14 protein-coding genes are annotated in these 20640 nt (G+C 60.3%); 4 read left to right on the top strand and 10 right to left on the bottom strand.

Going from position 1 to position 20640, the window contains the following annotated elements; all coding sequences use genetic code 11:
- Positions 1-375: 375 nt before the first annotated feature.
- Positions 376-639 carry a hypothetical protein gene (locus AC07N4_RS11835; protein WP_102622152.1) on the top strand — a complete coding sequence of 88 codons (264 nt, stop codon included), beginning with the start codon at positions 376-378 and terminating at the stop codon, positions 637-639.
- Between the two features lie 113 nt (positions 640-752).
- Here AC07N4_RS11835 and AC07N4_RS11830 read toward each other — a convergent pair whose 3' ends face one another.
- The 9 genes from AC07N4_RS11830 to AC07N4_RS11790 form a co-directional block, all read right to left on the bottom strand.
- Positions 753-1802: an NAD(P)-dependent alcohol dehydrogenase gene (locus AC07N4_RS11830; protein WP_096820620.1), complete on the bottom strand. Its 1050-nt coding sequence runs from the start codon at positions 1800-1802 to the stop codon at positions 753-755.
- 127 nt (positions 1803-1929) lie between these two features.
- Positions 1930-4485, bottom strand: coding sequence for a fimbria/pilus outer membrane usher protein (locus tag AC07N4_RS11825; protein WP_096820621.1), 2556 nt, complete (start codon positions 4483-4485; stop codon positions 1930-1932).
- An 89-nt stretch (positions 4486-4574) separates the two neighbouring features.
- Positions 4575-5321, bottom strand: coding sequence for a fimbrial biogenesis chaperone (locus tag AC07N4_RS11820; protein WP_493066192.1), 747 nt, complete (start codon positions 5319-5321; stop codon positions 4575-4577).
- A gap of 72 nt (positions 5322-5393) precedes the next feature.
- Positions 5394-5984, bottom strand: a complete 591-nt coding sequence (locus tag AC07N4_RS11815) for a fimbrial protein (RefSeq protein ID WP_096820622.1) — start codon at positions 5982-5984, stop codon at positions 5394-5396.
- A 134-nt stretch (positions 5985-6118) separates the two neighbouring features.
- Positions 6119-6766, bottom strand: coding sequence for a response regulator (locus AC07N4_RS11810; protein WP_493066193.1), 648 nt, complete (start codon positions 6764-6766; stop codon positions 6119-6121).
- Between the two features lie 43 nt (positions 6767-6809).
- Positions 6810-10028 (bottom strand): hybrid sensor histidine kinase/response regulator, encoded by a 3219-nt coding sequence (locus AC07N4_RS11805; RefSeq protein WP_493066194.1) that lies wholly within the window; start codon positions 10026-10028, stop codon positions 6810-6812.
- A gap of 85 nt (positions 10029-10113) precedes the next feature.
- The gene (gene pvrR / locus AC07N4_RS11800; RefSeq protein ID WP_096820625.1) at positions 10114-11301 is read right to left on the bottom strand and encodes a response regulator cyclic di-GMP phosphodiesterase PvrR; all 1188 of its coding nucleotides are present in this window, start codon (positions 11299-11301) and stop codon (positions 10114-10116) included.
- Complete coding sequence (locus AC07N4_RS11795) at positions 11288-14107, bottom strand: ATP-binding protein (protein ID WP_493066256.1); 2820 nt, start codon at positions 14105-14107, stop codon at positions 11288-11290. Before AC07N4_RS11795 ends, pvrR begins: the two co-directional genes overlap by 14 nt.
- 54 nt (positions 14108-14161) lie before the next feature.
- On the bottom strand, positions 14162-15061 hold the full coding sequence (locus AC07N4_RS11790) for a fimbrial protein (protein ID WP_096820715.1): 900 nt from the start codon (positions 15059-15061) through the stop codon (positions 14162-14164).
- A 299-nt stretch (positions 15062-15360) separates the two neighbouring features.
- Here AC07N4_RS11790 and AC07N4_RS11785 point away from each other — a divergent pair, with 299 nt between their 5' ends.
- Together AC07N4_RS11785 and AC07N4_RS11780 are read left to right on the top strand one after the other, a co-directional pair.
- The gene (locus AC07N4_RS11785) at positions 15361-16416 is read left to right on the top strand and encodes an alpha/beta hydrolase (RefSeq protein WP_493066195.1); all 1056 of its coding nucleotides are present in this window, start codon (positions 15361-15363) and stop codon (positions 16414-16416) included.
- Positions 16417-16433: 17 nt separating this feature from the next.
- Positions 16434-17585, top strand: coding sequence for a (R)-mandelonitrile lyase (locus AC07N4_RS11780; RefSeq protein WP_493066196.1), 1152 nt, complete (start codon positions 16434-16436; stop codon positions 17583-17585).
- Positions 17586-17591: 6 nt separating this feature from the next.
- Here AC07N4_RS11780 and AC07N4_RS11775 read toward each other — a convergent pair whose 3' ends face one another.
- Positions 17592-18485 carry a LysR family transcriptional regulator gene (locus tag AC07N4_RS11775; RefSeq protein ID WP_493066197.1) on the bottom strand — a complete coding sequence of 298 codons (894 nt, stop codon included), beginning with the start codon at positions 18483-18485 and terminating at the stop codon, positions 17592-17594.
- Between the two features lie 215 nt (positions 18486-18700).
- Between AC07N4_RS11775 and AC07N4_RS11770 the strand changes: the two genes are divergently transcribed.
- On the top strand, positions 18701-20626 hold the full coding sequence (locus tag AC07N4_RS11770; protein WP_493066198.1) for a potassium transporter Kup: 1926 nt from the start codon (positions 18701-18703) through the stop codon (positions 20624-20626).
- Positions 20627-20640 lie beyond the last annotated feature (14 nt).

Below are 20640 nucleotides of genomic sequence, written 5' to 3'. Positions count from 1 at the left end.
CAATGCAAAAGCAGGCGTTTACGTAATGACGTTGTTCATGGAATTCCTTTCCGCAAAAACTCGGGTCTGACGACCTTCGAAGACGTTTGATATCTTTTTGATATCAAAAGGCTACTTCAAATGGAGTGATTTTGGAAAGCCATCCCGGGTTTCGCTGACGGTGTCTTGTGCGCGCTGGGCCAGATGGCGTGCCTTATCCGCCACTACGGCCAGGCCTCGAAGGTGCCACTCGTGCGTGGAAATGGTTCCATGAAATAACCTGAAAGTGGATCTCGTGGAGGGGCCAATCAATCCCTAAGATTCTTCTGCAGCCTATGAAAACAGCAGGTTTTTTCATTACTTCAGGAGGGTCTCCCGGAAGGGGGATTCATTGTCATGACGCCAGCCAGCAGCTATCCACTCGCCTGGAAACTCGCGGCCACCATTCTGTCGGTCGCCACGTTATCCGGCTGTGAGCCACCCACCCGGGCGGACTTCATTAAATATCCGACCTTGAGGCAAAAGTGGGCAATGATCTGCGATGCGCGCAGTCATGCAGCGGAAGTCAACGTGGAGGGGTGCAAGCATTGGCGCGACTGGCAAGCCGCCAGTCAACAACCGGTACTGGACAATCTGATGAATCAGAATCTGGGCAAATGAACGGTCCCGAAGCGATCTCGGTAACAGAAGGGGGTTGGGCCAGCGGTCATCCCGGGGCATTGAAGCGCCCGGGATTTTCGTCGTTACATTGACGCGTTCGTCGAGCCCGGCGCTCAGCCTGCCAACGTCGCGTTATCAATCACAAACCGATACTTCACATCGCCCTTGAGCATCCGCTCATAGGACTCATTGATCTGATCCGCGCGAATCAGTTCGATGTCGGACACGATGCCGTGCTCGGCGCAGAAATCCAGCATCTCCTGGGTCTCGGGAATGCCGCCGATCATCGAGCCGGCGATGGTGCGCCGTTTCATGATCAGGTTGAACACGTTCGGCGATGGATGCGGTGAGGCGGGGGCGCCGACCAGTGTCAGGGCGCCGTCACGCTTGAGCAGCACCAGGAACGCATCGAGATCGTGAGGGGCGGCGACGGTGTTGAGGATGAAGTCGAAGCTCTTGGTGTGCGCAGCCATTTCTTCCGGATTGCGCGACACCACCACTTCATCGGCGCCCAGTGCTTTCGCCGCTTCGCGCTTGGACTCGGAGGTGGTGAACGCAACGACGTGCGCACCCATTGCGTGGGCCAGTTTGATGCCCATGTGGCCCAGGCCACCGATGCCGACCACGCCGATCTTCTTGCCCGGCCCGGCGTTCCACTGACGCAGTGGCGAGTAAGTGGTGATGCCCGCACACAGCAGCGGTGCGACGGCGGCCAGTTGTGCTTCGGGGTGTCGGATGCGCAGCACGTAACGCTCATGCACCACGATGTTTTGCGAGTAGCCGCCGAGCGTCCAGCCGGGGGCGTCCGGGGTCGGGAAGTTGTAGGTGCCGATCATGCTGTCGCAGTAGTTTTCCAGGCCGGTTTCGCAGTCTTCACAGTGTTTGCAGCTGTCGACGATGCAACCGACGCCGACCAGATCGCCGACCTTGTATTCGGAAACATGGGCACCGACCGCCGAAACGCGGCCGACGATTTCGTGTCCCGGTACGCAAGGGAATTGTGTGCCGGCCCACTCGGAGCGCACCTGGTGCAGGTCGGAATGGCAGATGCCGCAGAAGGCGATGTCGATCTGGACGTCATGGGCCGCAGGGGCGCGGCGATTGATCTGGATAGGCTCAAGGGGTTTGTCGCCCGCGTGGGCACCGTAGGCTTGAACTAGCATGGGAACGTCCTCGATGGGGTGGTCGAAGGGCCATCTTCCCGTTCTGCCCCGAAGGCACGTTAGTGCATTTCTATCGATTCCTTGCCTGATCCTGCCCGATAGTCGTCGAACGATGAGCCTCGCCCGTTCACGGCTGGCACACCAGACTCACACGCTCGTAGTTCACGGACTTGTCGCGCTCCGGCAACGAATAGGCGGCCGTGCATTGCTGACCATTCCATTTGATCAAGAGCGTGGCTGCATCTTCTTCCACCAGCGCCAGCGCTTTGCCGCCGGGGTCTGAAATCGCAATCTGTTTGCCGGCGCGGTCTTCCAGCGCAGCGCCGAACGGGAGGGGTTTGTGTCGAGCATCGAACAGCTCGAATTGCACGCGTCTGCCGCTGGTGCTGGCGTATCGGGCCAGCACCACGGCGCCGCGCCTTGGCACGACTTGTCGGGTCGCGTTGTCGATCTCGATGTCGGCGCCCAGGTCCCGCGTATCGAGGCTGATCCAGTTCACCCGATAAGGTTGCGCATTGGGCACGACGGCAAAGCCGTTGCGCCCGGTTTCGGCACCGCTGTAGCTGCCGATCTTGACACCGGCGACGCCTGGCACTTCAGCCAGCGCGAAGGTTTCACCCACCGTTTGCCCAAGATTGATCCCGCCTCCGTGGGCCACGACGGCACCGGCAAGGTTGAGGTTCTGCGAGGTGTAGCCACGCCCCTGGCTGTAGCCGGCGCTGACGTTGGCCACGGACGTGCGGGTGCTGAGGTTGGCCGAGGCCGAGTTGCCACCGTTGCTGCTGTTGCCGCCTTGCAGCGAGTAATAGGTGTCGCTGTCTTCCGACAGATAACCGTTGATGCCCACCTGCGTGCTGTCGCTGTCCTTCTGCGTGCTGGCCGAGACGAAGGCACGAGGCGCCCGAGGTCTGGAGCCCAGCGGGAATGACAGGGACAGATTGACCAGAGTGTCGTTGTTCGAAGGACCGAAATCACCGACATCCTTGGTGTAGGTGGCGCCGACGTTGTACGTCATCTCGCCCCAGACGTTGCTGTAGCCGGCCGAGAGGCTCTGGGAGCCCCCGCGATTCCAGTAGCGCTGATCGCTGGCGTTGAGATAGACACTGCCAAATTGCTGTTGACGGCCCAGGCTCTGGTTGACGGTCAGGTCGGTACGGGTTTTCGAGTTGGCGCTGCGTCTTGAGCTGTCGGTGCCGAGTTCTTCGACATGCTGGGTGAGCGTCCGATAGCCCTCGGTGGAGTATCGATAGGCGGCGAGGGTGAAGCTGGTGTCGGTCCCGGTGAACGTTTTTGCATACAACGCCCGCAGGCTGTTGCCCTGGGTGGATTGTCCGGGGGTACGGCTGGCCGAGTGGGTAAGGTCGATCGAAACAGCGCCGATACGGGTGTTGCGCCCGGCACCAAGCGCCAGCGCCTGGAAATTGTCCGAGGCCTGGACACCGACGATCCCGGTCAGGTTGCTGCTGATACCGTAAGCCAGCGTGCTGCTGACAAACTGCGGCGACGTCAGCCCCTCGCTGTTGCTGTTGTACTTGCCCGCCGAGACGCTGTACTTCGCCTGACCTTCACGCACCATGATCGGCAGGCTGGAAAACGCCTGCAGCGTGACTCGGCGACGGCCATCGGCCTCGATGATGGTCACTTCCAGGTCGCCGTTGGAGCCGCTGGGATAGATATCGCTGATCTCGAACGGGCCCGGCGGCACGTTGGCGGTGTAGAGGATGTAGTTGTTCTGACGGATCTCCACCGTGGCGCTGGTTTCCGCCACACCACGGATGATCGGCGCGTAGCCGCGTTCGCTGTCCGCGCGCATGCCTTCATCGGAGGCCAGTTTCAGGCCGCGATAACGCACGCTGTCGAACAGGTCTGTGTCGGAGAAAATGTCGCCCGCACTGAATTGCCCCTTCAGTGCCGTCACATCATGCTGCACGAAGCTGCGGTTGCTCTTGAAGGTGCTCGGTTGCCCGGTGGTGCTGCTGAAGTTCGACTCGTTACGCAGCCGCCAGCCGCCCAGGTTGATCCCGTTACGCAATCCCAGGTTATTGGAAAGTGTGGTGCTGTGATCGGAGCTGTTGCGGTTGCTGCTCAACTGATAGTTGATAAAGGCTGCCGAAACACCCTGATCCCACAGCGCCGGGTCGACATACCCGCGCATGCCGCGCTGCATGGCGATTTGCGGCACGCTGACCATCAGGCGCAGCCGACTGACGTCGTAGCGCACAGTGGCTTTGTCGATCAGCTCGGGAAGGTCATGACACGCGTGCGGATCAAGGGGGTCAAGCTTGCCGGTCGCTTCTAGTTTTTTCATGTCGATGCCCAGTTGCTGGAGCATGTCCAGGGTCAGACAGGCCTGGACCTTGCCGTTCTTCGCATTGCGCCGAAAATCGATATCACGACGCCCCACCAACACCTCGTTGCTGTAGAGGTCTACCCGGTAATTGCCCGGCAGCACGCTGTTGGCCGACAGCAACAGTTGCAGGTCCACGGACGACTGGGCGCCCTGAAGAAACGCGGTGTTGAATTGGTCGAGCGGTTCTTGCTCAGGCTCGGCGGCGGTCGCTGCGATGGGCAGGCAGGACGCAATGATGATGGCCAGCGTTGGGCTCAAGCGTGATAAGGGAATTGCCAGTTGCCAGCTGTGGTTTACGCCACGATCTTGTCTGTCGCGAGTGAGTAAAAACATGCAATTGACCTATATCACCCCCGGTACGCATGACTGAGCGGAGCGAAGTGAAGTACGGTTGATGTACGACTGATAATTAAACAGACGCGTTAAGGCGATTCTTTGGCCAGGCTGGCTTTCGCTGTCGAACTTCCGGCCAGTGCTGTGGCGTAACGCTCTTGCGCGCCGTAGTCGTTGATGCTGGTGAACGACAAGTGGGCGGTTTTGATGTTTGTCAGTTGTTGGGTGGCGAACTCTTTCTGCTCGCCCGGGGCGATCATCAATGAATCAACTACTTTTTCAGCTGATGTTCCTGACTGCAGTTTTATATCCACCATGGACACGTGGTAGAGACCGGGGTTTTTGATGCTCAGGGCTGTTTTTCCTGCCCGTTCCACAAGCGCCCATTGCAGTTCGGTCGGTGCCAGATAAGCGTTGGCGTTCAACCCGGCCGGGCGGAAGAACACTTTGATGCGCTGGCGCACGGCGAGCTGCAGCGTGTTTTGTGTTTTGGCAGCCTGGGGGATCTCCTGGACATTGAGCCAGACCACCGACTCTCTGTCGGACGGCATGCCGGTGCCCTCGTAGATCACCCGCAGCAATTGCTGTTCGTTACCGGTCACCCGGGCCAGCGGCGGGGTCACGGCGAAGGGCACCGAGGCCGTCTCGGACCCGTCGCGGTCGACCCAGGACTGGATAAGTACGTCTTCACCGTTATTGCGCACGGTGATGCCGGCCTCTTTGTGCTTGCCGTCGAACACCAGGCGGGTGGCGCTCAAAGAGATACCGGCGCTGGCCTGGGCAGCCACGAGCAAGCCCAGGAGGCCCAGGCAAAAGGAAAGGGGACGAACCAACATGATGATTACCGATTGATTGCCAAAGAGAGGCGGGGCACCGGGCCCCGCTCCGGGGTCAACGTCTGCGCGGAGTTATTCGTATTGCAGAACGAACGGCAGGGTGGCATCACCACGACCGGCGACAACGGTGTCCAGCGGGCCGGTGGTGACGTAGGCAGCCGAGAACTTCAGGGTGGTGCCGCCATCCTGCAGGGTGTTCTCGATGTGGGCGGTGGCGTCCGAAGACAGATCGATCAGCGCGCCGTTGGCGTCGAGCAGGGCGATACCGATGTTCTTCGCCGCGCCCAGCCCGTCGATCAGTTTCAACACCTTGGTGCCTTCGACGAGGCCCGAACCGGCGCCTTTTTTCGGTTGGAAGATCATCGACACCTTGGTGCCCTTGTTGCAGGTGATCTTCATGTCGAAGTTTTCGGCGCTGAGCTTACCGCTGCCGATCGGTGCGGCTGCGGTGCCCATGTCCTTGATCGACACTTCACCCATCGGCACGGAAATGGTCTTGTTCAAGTCCGAGCTCTGAACCGAGCAGGCGTCGTTGTTGATGATGCCGGAGAAGTTGATGGTGCCGGAGCCGGCCTTGGTTGGAACGACCGGGTCGGCGGCAAATGCATTGCCGGTGGCGCTCAGGATCGACAGGGTCAAAAATGCCAGGGTGAACTTTTTCATTCTGATTTCCGTATGTGTTTGAAGTGCAGCGTTAAAGTGCGCTGCCACGATACGAAAGCTGTTCAGATGAAAAAATCAGACGATCCTTAGAATCACGAAATGCCCATGAATCAACAGTCGCTGATGACGGTTCGTTAGTTGAAAAGTTTGCGCTCGATGCAGTAAGCCAACAAATCCTGATCACTGCTGACTTCAAGTTTGCGCATTGCGGCGATCTTTTGCGTACTGATGGTCTTGGCACTTCTGTTCTGGCCACGGGCAATGTCGCTGACACTTTGGCCTGCAACAAACAGGCGCAGGATTTCATGCTCCTTGGGTGATAGTCGGGCAAAGCGTTCGTCCAGGTCGGCGGTGGACTCGATCACCGAAACCGGCTCTGGGGTCGCACTGCGGAAGGGCCTGCCATTGGCGACAGCCTTGAGCGCGACTTCGATTTCGTTGTGCAACTGATGTTTCTGGATGACCCCGAGGACGCCCAGTTCATGCAGGCGGGTCAGGATCAGCGGATTGGAGATCATGGTCAGCACCAGGATTTGCACATGGGGAAAGTGCCGCTTCAGGTACTCCACCAGTTTGAGACCATCACCATAGGGGGAGTCCGCAGGCATGTTGAAATCGGTGATGACCAGGTCGACAGGCTGGCTTTCGAGCAGCTTGATCAGCCCGTCCGAACTGATGCTTTCGCCCACGACGCTGAAATGCTCGTCCCGTTCGACGAGTTCGCGCACTCCCAGCAACACGATGGGGTGATCATCCGCGATGACAACGTTGAGTTTTTCCATGACCAGGTGTCCGTAAGGTGTCGTTGGGTAAATAAGGGGGAGGTTACTTGAATGTCGCCAGTAACGCGTTCAGGTCTTCAAGAACCTGGTGAACGTCCAGCGTCAGGGTCGGGGTGAGTTTGTGCCCGGTCAGTCGGCATTCCAGCAGGGCGCAGGTCTGGGCGAGGGTGCTGGCCTGAATGACACCCAGTGAGCCGGCGACGCTGTGGAGTTTTTGTGCCGTGCGGTCAGCCTCTTCCTGGTTCAGCGCTGTGCGGATGTCCTGCATGTCCTGTTGCAGGGTGCTGATAAAGAGCTCCTGCATTTTCGCTGACAATTGCACAGGCGCTTCAGTCGAGGAGGGGGCCTCGACTATCGGAGCGCTGTCGGCATGCGCGGCCACGGGCTTCTTGCAGTGTTTGATCAACTGCGTTCGCAATGTTTGCAGGTTCAGAGGTTTGACCAGCCAGGCGTTCATGCCCACGGTGGCACAACGTTCGCCTTCCTCGCGCAGGGCATTGGCGGTGACACCGATAATGGGCAGGTCCGCGCCGCGTTGGCGCAAGGCTGTGGCCAGTTCATAGCCGTTGATGATCGGCATGTTGACGTCAGTCAGCACCAGGTCGAACAGTCCGGGCAGCCATTGGGCCAGTGCCTGTTCTCCGTTGTCGGCCGCTGTTACCGAACAGCCCAGGGCTTCCAGTTGTTCCTTGATGATCGCCTGATTGATCGGGTTGTCTTCGGCCACCAGGATCCGCAGATTCAGATCGGCCGCTGTTTCGGGCAGTAAAAGTGGCTGGTGAACATCCGCACCGTGCAGCGCACGGTTCACGGCCAGGGCGATCGCGCGGACATCGTGAGCGTCGACTTCCCGATCCTGCGTGGTGCCCGACGGCGCTTTGCGGGCGCCTGCGGTGGCGATGATCCGTGGGCCGGGCCAGGGGGCTTCATTGCCAATCGGCAGCATATCCACCAACAGCGCCGACGCCGTGGCGGGTTGACTGTCGCCACCCGCGACCCGGGCGTCCGCACCCAGGCGGTTGAGCCAGGCGCAGAGGTGCTGCGCCAGTTCCTGAGCCTGTGCACGGACATAAACCGGTGGAGTTCCCGGCGTGAACTCGGGGCAATCGGCCAGTTCTCCCGGCAGACACTCCAGTGTCAGTTGCAGGGAAAAACTGCTGCCCAGCCCGGGCTCGCTGACCACTTTGAGCTGGCCCGCCATCAGGTCGCACAGCCACCGGCAGATCGCCAGGCCCAGCCCCGCACCTGCTTCACTGGAGGCATCGCGGACCTGATAGAACGGATCAAACAACTGCACTTGCTGGGCCTGGGAAATACCGATGCCCGTATCGCTGACCTGCCACTGCAGGCTCACGTCACCGGCGCTGCGCTCCAGCACCCGGACCCGCAGAACGACCCGACCGTTGTCGGTGAACTTGATGGCATTGCTCAACAGATTATTGAGGATTTGCCGAATGCGCAGCGGATCACCGCGAACCCGGTCCGGAAGGCTGGCATCCATGCAGGCGTAGAGTTGCAGCCCCTTGGCTTCGGCGAAGGCACTGTAGGTGCGCAAAGTGTCTTCGGTCAGTTCCAGCGGGCAGAAATCCTGGTCTTCCAGCGTCATTTGCCCGGACTCGATCTTCGACACGTCCAGCACATCACTGATCAACTGGAACAAGGTGGCGGAAGACCGCTGGATGGTATTGAGGTACTGCTGCTGACGCGGTTCCAGCGGGGTCAGCCCCAACAGTTCGAGGGTGCCCAGCACACCGTATAACGGCGTACGGATTTCATGGCTCATCGTCGCCAGAAACCGGGTTTTGGCCGCGTTGGCCGAATCGGCGGCTTTGCGTGCGTCTTCCAGTGCGGCGGCATCTTCGACCAGGCGGGTGACGTCATGGATTGCGCACAGCCAGGCATCCTGTCCCTGATAACGGGTGGAGGTGAAGTCGACATGCAGGTGACGGCCATCGATCTCAAGGTCGGTCTGCCCGGAACGGATGAGATCGTGCTGACGATTGAGTACCGTAATCAGTTTGGTGCTGTCCTGCCATTGCTGGGCGCGGCGATTTTCCAGTAACACGGCATGGTCTCTGCGGCGGATGACGCACAGGCCGGCCGGTGCCGTATCAATGACTGTGCGGCTGAACGCTTCGCTTTCGGCGATGCTTTCGTGGGCCCGGTGGGCAGGCAGCACCACGCGGCGCTTGTACCAGCGATTGAACGCCCGGCCACCGCCAATCCCCGCCAGCAGCAACGCGAACAACGCCAGCAACGGCCACAGGGCGTAGTTGAGGAAGCTTTTCAGGCTGATGACGTAAATCCCCGACCAGTGCCGTTCGCCCGGGCTGGAGACTTTGAACACCAGCCCGTCACGGTTGAAGTTCAGTCCTTCATCAATCTTCAGATCAGGTTTTATCGCACCGATCAGCGCTTCACCGGAGGGGGCGATGAGGGTGAAGTGGTCGTAGATCGACCATTGCATGATGCGTTCGATGTTGTTGACCTGAGCCAGGTTCAACAGTGAAGCGACCACCACCCAGGAGCTGGCGCCCTCGATATGCATCGGGGCCGAAGACAAGTCGATGTTGACGTAACCGAGCACGGACGCCTTGGCGCTGTCACCCTCCGCCGCATTGTATTGCACCCAGTGAACCCGGTTATCCAAGGGCTTTGGGTTGGCATCGTGCAGTCGTTGCAGCAACTGCTTCATTACCCCGACAAACTCCCCGCCCTGTATCTGGCCCTCACCGCGCAGACGCCCGGCGGCGGGCACGGCGATGTCGAAGTTGTCCGGGACGTTGAACAGGACAACTTGCGGTGACTGAAAATGCGAGGCCGACCAGAAGGCGCTGTAGTGATCGGCCAGGTGCGCACCGAGGTTGAAGACTTTCAGGTGCTGACTGGGGGCGATCTTGTGCGGATCGACCTTCACACTGAAGGGCAGGGAAAAGGAATGCTGTTGGCCCCGGTAGATATCAGGCCCCTCGTCAGGCATTGCCTGTTGCAGCGACATGGGGATAACCGTCGAGGTCAACATGCCGCCCTCGGCGCTGTGCGCAGACAGCGTTTCGAGAAAGGCTTCCTGTTCGTGCAGATTCTCCAGCAACCGCGCAAAGTGGAATCGCACCGTGTCGTGCTGCTCTTCGAGCGTGCGCTGCACGCCCCAATAGCTGATTCCGATCAGCAGCATGACGGTTGCGCACAGTACGGTCAGGCCTTTGTTCAGGCGCAGCGAACTGTTGGCCAGTTTGTCGAAAATGGCGTTGGGATGATTCATCGCACGGCCACGCGACCGGTGAGCGCAAAGCGGTTGAGCACTGAGACCTCGAAGCAAGAGACGCTGGAACGCACGTGTCTGAGGGTCAATAGGTGCTAGCCGGACCGTCATGGGTCAACAACTGCTGGAACTGATCCGGGGACACGGCATGGGAGATCAGGAAACCCTGAACCTGAGTGCAGTCGATTTTACGCAACAGAGCAAGCTCTTGCGCGGTTTCCACACCTTCGGCGACCACGGTCAGGCCCAACTGCCGTCCGAGGGCGACAATGCTGGTCAGTGCCTGGGCCAGTTCCTCGTTCTCGTTGCAGCCCTGAACCAGCGCCCGGTCAATCTTCAGCTCGGTAAAAGGAGTCGACACCAGGTTCATGTAGGAGCTGTAACCCTTGCCGAAATCATCCTGCGACAGGCCGAACCCCATGATCCGCAACCGGCAGGCACCGGCGTAGAAGTTGCTGATGTCCTGAGGCACCGAACACTCCATCAGTTCAAAGCAGATTTTTCCCGGCACCCCGTGATGGGCGTGCACGAACTCGAGAATCCGGTCGGTCAGGTCATGGCTGTTGAGCAGGTGCGTGGGCAGGTTGATCGACACTGGAATGTCGTACCCCTGATCGCGCCATCGGGCCTGCGCCTCGATCGCCTGACCCAATACGTGCCACAGCAGGTGTTCCTCCAGATTGAAGGCTTTGAGCGCCGGTAGAAACAGGCCCGGCAGCATCAAGCCGTGTTCCGGGTGCATCCATCGCACCAGGGCTTCGGCGGCGACGATGCGCCCGTTGGCGAGGGCTTTCTTGGGTTGAAACCAGGCTTGCAGTTGACCATTGCCCAGGGCGTCAAGAATGGCCTGGCGCTCAATGCCCGGAACGGGCAGTGGCTGAGTGGCCTGGCGCAAACCCATGAGCTGGTCGGTCAGGTCGCGCAGGGCCGTGGATTTCACCGGTTTGGAAATCAGTCCGATGACCTTGACCCCCGAATTGCGCGCCACCAGGCTGGCCCCCATCAACATGCGCCGGGAGGTCGCACTCATGATTGCCAGGGCCGGTCGGGCGTGCAGGGCGGCCAGCCCCTGGATGAACTGCACGCCATCCATGCCGGGCATGAGCAGGTCGGTCAGTACCAGATCGAATTCACGTCGTTGCAGACGGGCGAGCGCTTCTGCGCCATCGCGTGCCGCTTCGAGATGAAAATCACCCAGTTCGCTGAACAGGTGCTGCAAGTACAAATGCTGGAAGGGATGGTCTTCGACAATCAGGATGCTACAGCGCTTCATGGGCAGCTCTTTCATAAGGCACCAGGTAATTGAACAGGGCTTGCAGCGTGAACGGCTTGACCAGGCAGTGGTTCATGCCGGCGGCCAGGCATTGGGCCGCTTCTCCGCGCAAGGCGTTGGCGGTGGCGCCGATGATGGGAAGGGTGCAGCCCAGGCGACGTAGCTCCCGGGCCAGTTCGTAGCCATTGAGGCGCGGCATGTTGACGTCGCTGAGGATGATGTCGAACGGTCCGTCGCGCCACAGCGACAGCGCCTCTTCGCCATCGGCGGCCAGCACCACGGTGCAACCGAGTTCCTCCAGTTGATCACGCAGGATCAATTGATTGATGACGTTGTCTTCGGCTACCAGAATGTGCAGGTTCAGCCGTTTCAGCTCCTGTGGATCGGCGTGTGTCGCAGGTTTTGCCACCCACAATCCCTGTGCCAGGCTGACCGCCTGGTGAATGGCGTGCAGGTCGTTGAGATTGACCTTCCAGCCACCGGACATGATCTGCGGCTCGTGGCTGCCGTCACCGGTGGCGAGCACCAGCGGGCCGGTCCATTCGGATTCAAGGCGTTGCTCGAACGCGCCCGGGTGCAGCTCGATCAGGATGCTCTGGGAGGACGAACCCTGACGCGGAGGGTGGCCGATCTGCGGGCGTGCGCCCCAGCGTCTTAGCCAGCCGCTGATGACTTCGGCCAGCTCGCGGATCGGCGACACCACGTAGACGATCTCCTGCAGCAATCCTTTCAGATTCGTTTGTACTGCGCTGCCCGAGGGTTCTTCCAGTGGCAGGTCCAGGGAAAAACTGCTGCCCAGTCCCAACTCGCTGACCATGCGGATGCTGCCATTCATCAAGTGGGTCAGGCGCTGACAGATCGGCAGGCCAAGCCCCGTACCGGCTACCACATTGGTGCTGCCATCGATCTGATAGAACGGGTTGAAGATCAGCGCCTGATCGTCCTGGGTGACGCCTTTGCCGGTGTCCGAGACCTGCCATTGCAGGCTGGCACGCTCGCCTTCGCGACAGAGCAGCCTGACCCTCAGGACCACCCGCCCGGAGTCGGTGAATTTGACGGCGTTGTTCAGCAGATTATTGAGGATCTGGCGGATTCTCGTGGCGTCACCGATGACCCGTTCCGGCAGTTGCGGGTCCAGGCAGGCATACAACTGCAAGCCTTTGCCCCGTGCCGCGGCGGCATAACCCTGGATCACCTCTTGCACCAGTTGCAGGGTGGAGAACTCGCTCAGTTCCAGCGCCAGTTGCCCGGCTTCGATTTTTGACACGTCCAGCACATCGCAGATCAATTGCAACAGCGTCGCCGATGAACCCTCGATCGCCCGCAGGTAGTCGCGTTGCTGCACATCCAGGGTGGTGCGCGCCAGCAATTCAAGAGTCCCCAGTACGCCATACAGGGGTGTGCGGATTTCGTGGCTCATGGTCGCCAGAAACAACGTCTTCGCATCATTGGCGGCGTCGGCGAGCTGGCGTGCCTGTTGCAACGCTTCTTCGATCTGGGTGCGCGCGCTGATGTCACTGAAGGTGCAGAGCAACACGTCCTCACCCTTGTAGCGGGTGGGCACGCAGCTCAGATACAGATGGCGGCCATCGGCGGTTTCGAAGTAGTCGGTGAGGGGCGGTGCTTCGCCATTGAAGGCTCTGCGAATCCATTCGGGACACAGTTGCTCGCGTTCATCGCCCTGGCCCAGCCATTGTTGGGACAGGGTGTTTTCCAGCACCACCTGGCCGTCGGTGCGGCGCAAAACACACAGTGCCACCGGGGCTGTCTGGATCACGTCGCGGCTGAACAGTTCGCTTTCGACCACGGCCTGGATGCGGTGGATCGTCGGTTTGATGAAGCGATGCTCCATGCGCCGGATCAGCAGCCATACCAGGCTGATACTCAGCAGGCAGAACAGCAGGGCGCCGATCAGTTGCGATGCCAGCGCAGAGAGCAAGGCCCGCAATTCGATGGAGTACACCAGTTGCCAGTCCGATGACTTGAGTTGCTTGCGAATCACCAGATGGTCGGGCAACCAGCCTTCGCCGACCAGACCAAAGAAGTTTTCACGCTGAAGCTGCAAAAGATTCTGGCTCAAGCGTGTGCTTTGGCTATTGGTGAACAGCAACATGCCCTGGGCGTTAAACATCATGAACTCACCCGCGCTCTGATCGTTCAGCGCGTTGGAGACTTTGCGGCCGTCCATTTCCAGTCCCAGCCAGCCGGAACTCGTGTCGCGCTCGTCGAGGCGAATGAAAATGTACAGCTGTGAATGCCGGGCCGATTGATGTGTCAGCCACAGTTCTTCAAGTGCGGGGGCGTTCTCGCGCTTGAGCGTCTCCAGGCGATTGAGCATGGCCTGGGGAAAGTTCTTTGGCATCGGTGTTGCGGTGTACAGACGCTTGACGTTTGCATCGGTGCCGCTGCTGACGTAGATGAGGTTGACCTGTTTGTCCTCCAGGTAATCACGCATGCGCTGGGTCAGGCCGATACGCCACTGCTTGCCGGGCGTGTTGCCCAGCAGCAGATGAATCTCTTCATCGGAGGCCGGTGGTGTGGTGGCGGGTTTGCGCGTGGCCGACAGGCTGAGGCTTTCGAGCAACGCCTCGCGAGTGGTGAAAAAGGTATGCGCTTCGGCGATGGCGCTGCTCATGTAGCCGCGCCGCCGGGACAGTTCGTTGGTGAAGGTGAATAACAGAAAGTTATAGACCCCGCCGAGGATGCCGATCAGCAACACCAGCGCGAAAATGCGCAACAAGCGCCGCGCCGCATTCGGGGTGGAAAGGATCGGGTTGATTTGATGCAGGTACGACTTCAATCTCATGCCCGCACTGTAGGCAGGCATGAGTTCGATCGATATAAGACGATCCTTAAATGACTACAGATAACTCATGATGAAGGTCACGGCAGTGTTCGCCGTGCCCGCTTTCAGCGTGCCTTCGGCGAGGCGGTAGTAGGACGCGGACAAGGGAATCCTGAAGTCGGTGTCGGTGGTGTTGAAGCCGTTGAACGGGTAATTGGTGTCCAGTGCGATAGGTTGCCCCGCATCGTTCATCAACTGCAGGCCGATGCCTTTGGCTGTGGACTCGGCATTCAGCGCCACGATGCCTTTCTTCGAGTCGATGACAGTGGTGGTGGCCTTGAGTTGATAGGTCACTTTCTTGATGCCGCGCTGGCACTGGTTCAAGGCAATGTTGTATTTGATCACGCGCGGTGTCGCGCCGCTCTTTTCGAACTCTTCCAGACGGTAGTCGTCACCCATCGCCACCGGCACGGACGGGGTCTGGCAGGAGGCGGTATTCAAGTGAATCGGGTTGAGCAGGTTGAACTTGATGAACACCAGATCACTGACTTGCAGGTTGCCGAGAAAGCCGGCGGCAATCTCGTTTTTCGGCGACAGTTCGCCGGATTTGAAGATCTCCAGCGTGTAGTTCCCGCCATTGGTGGTGTAAGTGCCTGAGCCGATATTGAACGGCGGAGGCATGTAGGTGATGTTCGGGTTAGGGGTGCCGACACGAAATGAAAGTCCGGTCTTGCCCAGGGGATAGGTCGCGTCGACGGGCGCTCCCAGAGCAGGGTTCACGGCGAATCCGTAGCGTGTGGCCGCCGTGCAGGTAAAGATGTGCTCCGCCGCATTGAGCGATTGCTGGTAGATGATGGTGCCAATGGGCGCGTCCTGGGGGACCGTCAAACTGTCCGCCCCCACGTTGGCGCCGAAATTCAGGGTCACTGTCGTGTTGTGTTTATCCGAATAGGTAAACGCACAGTTCGCGGCCATGGCGCCCGAACCCCAGACGAGCGCCATGACGCAGGCAATGTTTGAAAAAACGCGCATTCGTCGCTGTTTGTCGGGTCGTTCCATATTGACGGCGCCACACGGTGATAGAGGAGCCACGCACTCTAGTGGCCGTGGACAGCGCCGGACATCAGGCGATTCCTAGTTTGCCGGGGCAGGTACGCTGATTTGCTGGACTTATGTGATTCTGATATCAGTGCTATCCAATTAGTGCCGTTTATCAATCAATCGCCGAAGGGTAGTTTGCCTCTCCATACCGTATTGATGGAAAGGAGAGGCAAATGATGCGAACCACGATGAAGGCCGGGGTGCTGGCCGCGATGATCGGGATGTCCGGTGCTGAAGTCGAGGCGGCGGATTACCGGCAGAACCCGTTCACCTTGACTTACGGTGGCGCGATCACCCGCAACGAGCCGGGCAAGGTCAACATTCATCCGGTGACCTACTCGTTCAATGGCCTGGCCATTTCCGCCAACGTCTACACCCCCGCGAACTACGATCCGGCCCGGCACTATCCCGCCGTTGTCGTCGCGCACCCCAATGGTGGGGTGAAAGAGCAGGTCGCCGGTCTTTATGCTCAGCGTCTGGCCGATCAGGGCTACATCACGATCACGGCGGACGCGGCCTATCAGGGTGCGAGCGGTGGCGAACCACGCAACATCGACAAACCGGCCAACCGCGTCGAAGACATTCACGGCATGGCCGACTTCATCGCCAGCTACCCCGGCGTCGACAGTGCTCATCTGGGTTTGCTCGGCATCTGCGGCGGTGGCGGTTACTCGTTGAAGGCTGCGCAGACCGACAAACGCTTCCGCTCGATTGCCACGGTGAGCATGTTCAATTCCGGGCTGGTGCGCCGCAACGGTTATCAGGACTCGCAACTCGACACCATCCAGCAGCGTTTGCAGCAAGCCTCGGCCGCCCGCGCCCAGGAAGCCGCCGGCGGGGACATCCAATACGTCGGCGATGCCAAACTGACCGACGAGCAGATCGCCAAATTGCCGTTCGACCTGTACCGCCAGGGCTTCGAGTATTACGGCAAGACCCACGCGCATCCCAACTCGACCTTCCGTTACACCCTCAGCAGCCTGCTGGATCTGATGAGCTTTGACGCCACCGACCAGATCGAGCTGATCGACAAGCCATTGCTGATGATCGCCGGCAGCAAGGCCGACAGCCTGTATATGTCGGAACAGGCCTTCGCCAAGGCCACCGGGACTCAGGACAAGACCCTGTTCAAGATCGAGGGTGCCACGCACATCGAAACCTATTGGGTGCCGGCCTACGTCGATGTTGCCATGGAACAGCTGACGGCGTTTTACGCCCGAACCCTCTGATTCGAAGGAAGCCATCCATGAACAAAACCTTGTTGGGCCTCGCCATGTGCGCGGCCACACCTTTTGCCAGCGCTGCTGAAGTCGCGGGCGGCGGCAGTGAGCCGTTGAACGCGCAGCAGATCCGTCGTGCAGGTTCTCAGGCTTCATTCGTGGGGCCTGAAGATTATTTCTCCGGTCGGGTGCGCGTCGATCCACTGTTCAACGACACGGGCGAAATCAATGCGTCCGGCGCTTACGTGACTTTTGAGTCGGGCGCTCGTTCGGCCTGGCACACCCATCCTGCCGGTCAACGATTGGTGGTGATTTCCGGTGTCGGGCAGACCCAGGAATGGGGCAAGCCTGTGCAGGACATTCACCCCGGCGATGTGATCGTCTGCCCGCCGGGCGTCAAGCATTGGCATGGCGCTGCGCCCAACAGCACCATGACCCATCTGGCGGTGACCGGCTCGGTGAACGGCAAGAATGTGGAGTGGCTGGAGAAAGTCGCCGAAGACCGGCCGGTGCCGCCGGCAGCTCCGACAGAAGTCGCGGTCTCCGAAGTGCTCTCCGCGAGGCAGCAGGCGATCGTGCCGATTGGCGCGGCCATGGCCAGCAGCAACATGCCGCGTCTCAACGCCGCTTTGAACGAAGGGCTGGATGCCGGGCTGACGGTCAGCGAGGCAAAGGAAATTCTGGTGCAGTTGTATGCCTACGCCGGTTTTCCACGCAGCCTCAATGCGCTGGGTGAATTGATGAAAGTGGTCGAGGCGCGCAAGCAACGCGGCCTCCACGATGAGCCTGGGCGCGAACCCGGTCACGCCGTGGTGACAGGCGACGCCTTGCTGGCCGTGGGCAAGGCCAATCAGACCCGTATCGCCGGGGCGCCGGTTCAGGGGCCGTTGTTCGACTTCGCGCCGGTCATCAACCAGTTCCTGCAGACGCACCTGTTCGGCGATATCTTCGAACGCGACAACCTGGACTGGCAAAGCCGCGAACTGGCCACGGTTTCAGCCCTGGCGGCTACGCTCGGCGCCGAATCGCAGCTGCGCTCGCATATTGCGGCCAGCCTGCGGGTGGGCTTGAGCAGCGCGCAATTGCGTCAGTTGACGCAGGTGCTGACCCAACACGGAGAAGTCGAAGCGGCGGGGCGCGCCAGCGAAGCACTGGAAAAACACCTGGCCCAACCCTGAGCAGCATCAGCTTCCGTAGCGCAACGCATCACGCAGCAGGGTGAAGGCGGGTGAGCTCTGGCGTCGGCTGGGGTAGTAGAGGTGATAGCCGGAAAACGGCTCGCACCAGTCGGCGAGTACCCGAATCAGCCGGCCCTGCGCGACGTGCTCCTGCACCAGGTCTTCCGGCATGTAGGCCAGCCCCAGCCCCTGGAGCGCGGATTGCAGGCGCATGGCAATGTTGTTGAACACCAGTTGCCCCTCGACTCGCACATTCAGGGCTTGCCCGTCCTTCTCGAACTCCCAGAGCAGCAGGCTGCCATGGGTCGGCATGCGCAGGGTGATGCAGTTGTGTTCCATGAGATCGGGTGGAATCAGCGGTTTGCGGTGGCGGGCGAAGTACGCCGGGGAGCCGACCACCGCCATGCGCATGTCCGGCCCGATGCGCATCGCGATCATGTCCTTGGCCACCTGTTCGCCCAGCCGCACACCGGCGTCGAAGCCTTCGGCGACGATGTCGGTCAGGCCGTAGTCGACGATGATCTCGACATTCAGGTCGGGGTTGTCAGGCATCAACTGTGTGAGGACGGGTTGCAGGATCGTGATCGCGGAATGCTCGCCAGCGGTGATGCGCAACTTGCCGGCCGGTTTGTCGCGAAACTCGCTGAGCAAGGCCAACTCGTGATTGATCTCCTCGAACCGGGGCGCGATCACTCGCAACAGGTGTTCGCCGGCCTGGGTCGGCAAGACGCTGCGCGTGGTACGCGCGAGCAAGCGCACGCCCAGGCGCTCCTCCAGTTGACGCATCGCCCGGCTCAAGGCCGGTTGTGACATGCCCAGTTTCGCCGCCGCACGGGTGAAGCTGCGCTCTTGCGCCACCGCCGAAAAGATTGCGAGCAGGTCGTAGCTTTCAACGGACATTGATGCGCCCCTGTTATGAACTGCTGGCGATTATGCCATCAGCCATAACAATCAGCCGACCTTAAAAGCATGCGGGTTTGTCTGGGGCGGATCGATTTTTTACGCATTCTTTACGGTGGAGGATTTTGTTCGCATCGATACTGGCCGCGTTTTTTTGACCGCACCGCAGCCTTGTATGCCTGAAGGCCCCGGTCAGCGTATTGCCCAAGGATGGCATGCATTTTCTTCCCGCCGTTCGAGAGCCGCGACCCTTGAGTAAAAACAACGAAAATTCCCCGTCCAAATCCTCAGGCGCAGCCATGCTGGTTGCGGCTGTCGGTGTGGTTTACGGGGATATCGGCACCAGCCCCCTCTACACCCTCAAAGAAGTCTTTTCCGGCCACTACGGCGTGCAGCTCAATCACGACGGCGTGCTGGGCATTCTGTCGCTGATTTTCTGGTCGCTGATCTGGGTGGTTTCGATCAAGTACGTGCTGTTCATCCTGCGGGCCAACAACCAGGGTGAGGGCGGCATCATGGCGTTGACGGCATTGGCCCGTCGCGCGTCGGCGCCTTACCCGAACATGAGCAAAGTGCTGGTGTTGCTCGGACTGTTCGGTGCGGCGCTGTTCTACGGCGACAGCATGATCACCCCGGCGATCTCGGTGCTCTCGGCGGTCGAAGGGCTGGAGCTGGCGTTCGACGGCATCGAGCACTGGGTGGTGCCGCTGTCGGTGGTGGTGCTGGTGGCGCTGTTTCTGATCCAGAAACACGGCACGGCGCGGATCGGCACGCTGTTCGGCCCAGTCATGGTGCTGTGGTTCGTGGTGCTGGGCGCACTCGGGGTCTACGGTATTTTGCAGCGTCCCGAGGTGTTGCAGGCGCTGAACCCGATCTGGGCGGTGCGCTTCTTTACGGTCCATCCGGGCATGGGCGTGGCGATTCTGGGCGCAGTCGTCCTGTCGCTGACCGGTGCGGAAGCCTTGTACGCCGACATGGGCCATTTCGGTCGCAAACCGATTGCCCGTGCCTGGTTCATGCTGGTCCTGCCCGGTCTGGTCCTGAATTACTTTGGCCAGGGCGCCTTGATCCTCGGCAACCCGGAAGCGGTGCGTAACCCGTTCTATCTGCTGGCCCCGGAATGGGCGCTGCTGCCGATGGTCGCGCTTTCCACGCTGGCGACGATCATTGCTTCGCAAGCGGTGATTTCCGGTGCGTTCTCCCTGACGCGCCAGGCCATCCAGCTGGGCTACGTCCCGCGCATGTTCATCCAGCACACCTCAAGCCAGGAGCAGGGCCAGATCTACATCGGCACCGTCAACTGGGCCTTGATGGTCGGCGTTGTGCTGCTGGTGATCGGTTTCGAATCCTCCAGCACCCTGGCTGCCGCTTATGGCGTGGCGGTGACGGGCACCATGTTGATCACCACCCTCCTGTCCGCTGCCGTCGTCTTGTTGCTGTGGAAGACGCCGCGCTGGCTGGCGATCCCGATGCTGTTCGGTTTTCTGTTGGTGGATAGCCTGTACTTCGCGGCCAACGCGCCGAAGATCCTGCAGGGCGGTGCGTTCCCGGTGATCGCCGGTATCGGTCTGTTCTTCCTGATGACCACCTGGAAACGCGGGCGCAAGATCATCGTCGAGCGGCTGGATGAAACCGCGTTGCCGCTGCCGTTGTTCATCAGCAGCATTCGTGCGCAACCGCCTCATCGTGTGCAGGGCACGGCGGTGTTCCTGACGGCGCGGGCCGACGCGGTTCCCCACGCGCTGCTGCACAACCTGTTGCATAACCAGGTGCTGCACGAGCAGGTGGTGCTGTTGACCGTGGTGTCCGAAGACAGCCCGCGGGTGCCGGTGGATCGTCGTTTCGAAGTCGAGTCCTATGGCGATGGCTTCTTCCGGGTGAACCTGCATTTCGGCTTTACCGAAGAGCCGGATGTGCCGCTGGCGCTGAGCCTTTGTCACTTGGCCGAACTGGATTTCAGCCCGATGCGCACCACGTACTTCCTGAGTCGTGAAACGGTCATCCCGACCAATCGCATCGGCATGGCCAAGTGGCGCGAGTACCTGTTCGCGTTCCTGCTCAAGAATGCCAACAGCAACCTGAAGTACTTCAAGTTGCCGCTGAACAGAGTGATCGAGTTGGGGACGCAGGTCGAAATGTAAGGACGGGAAGCAGC

It is taken from the genome of Pseudomonas sp. GW821-FHT09E04, from assembly GCF_059416185.1.
The sequence above is the reverse complement of the archived record's forward strand: the minus strand, read 5'-3'. Positions and strand labels throughout refer to the sequence as shown.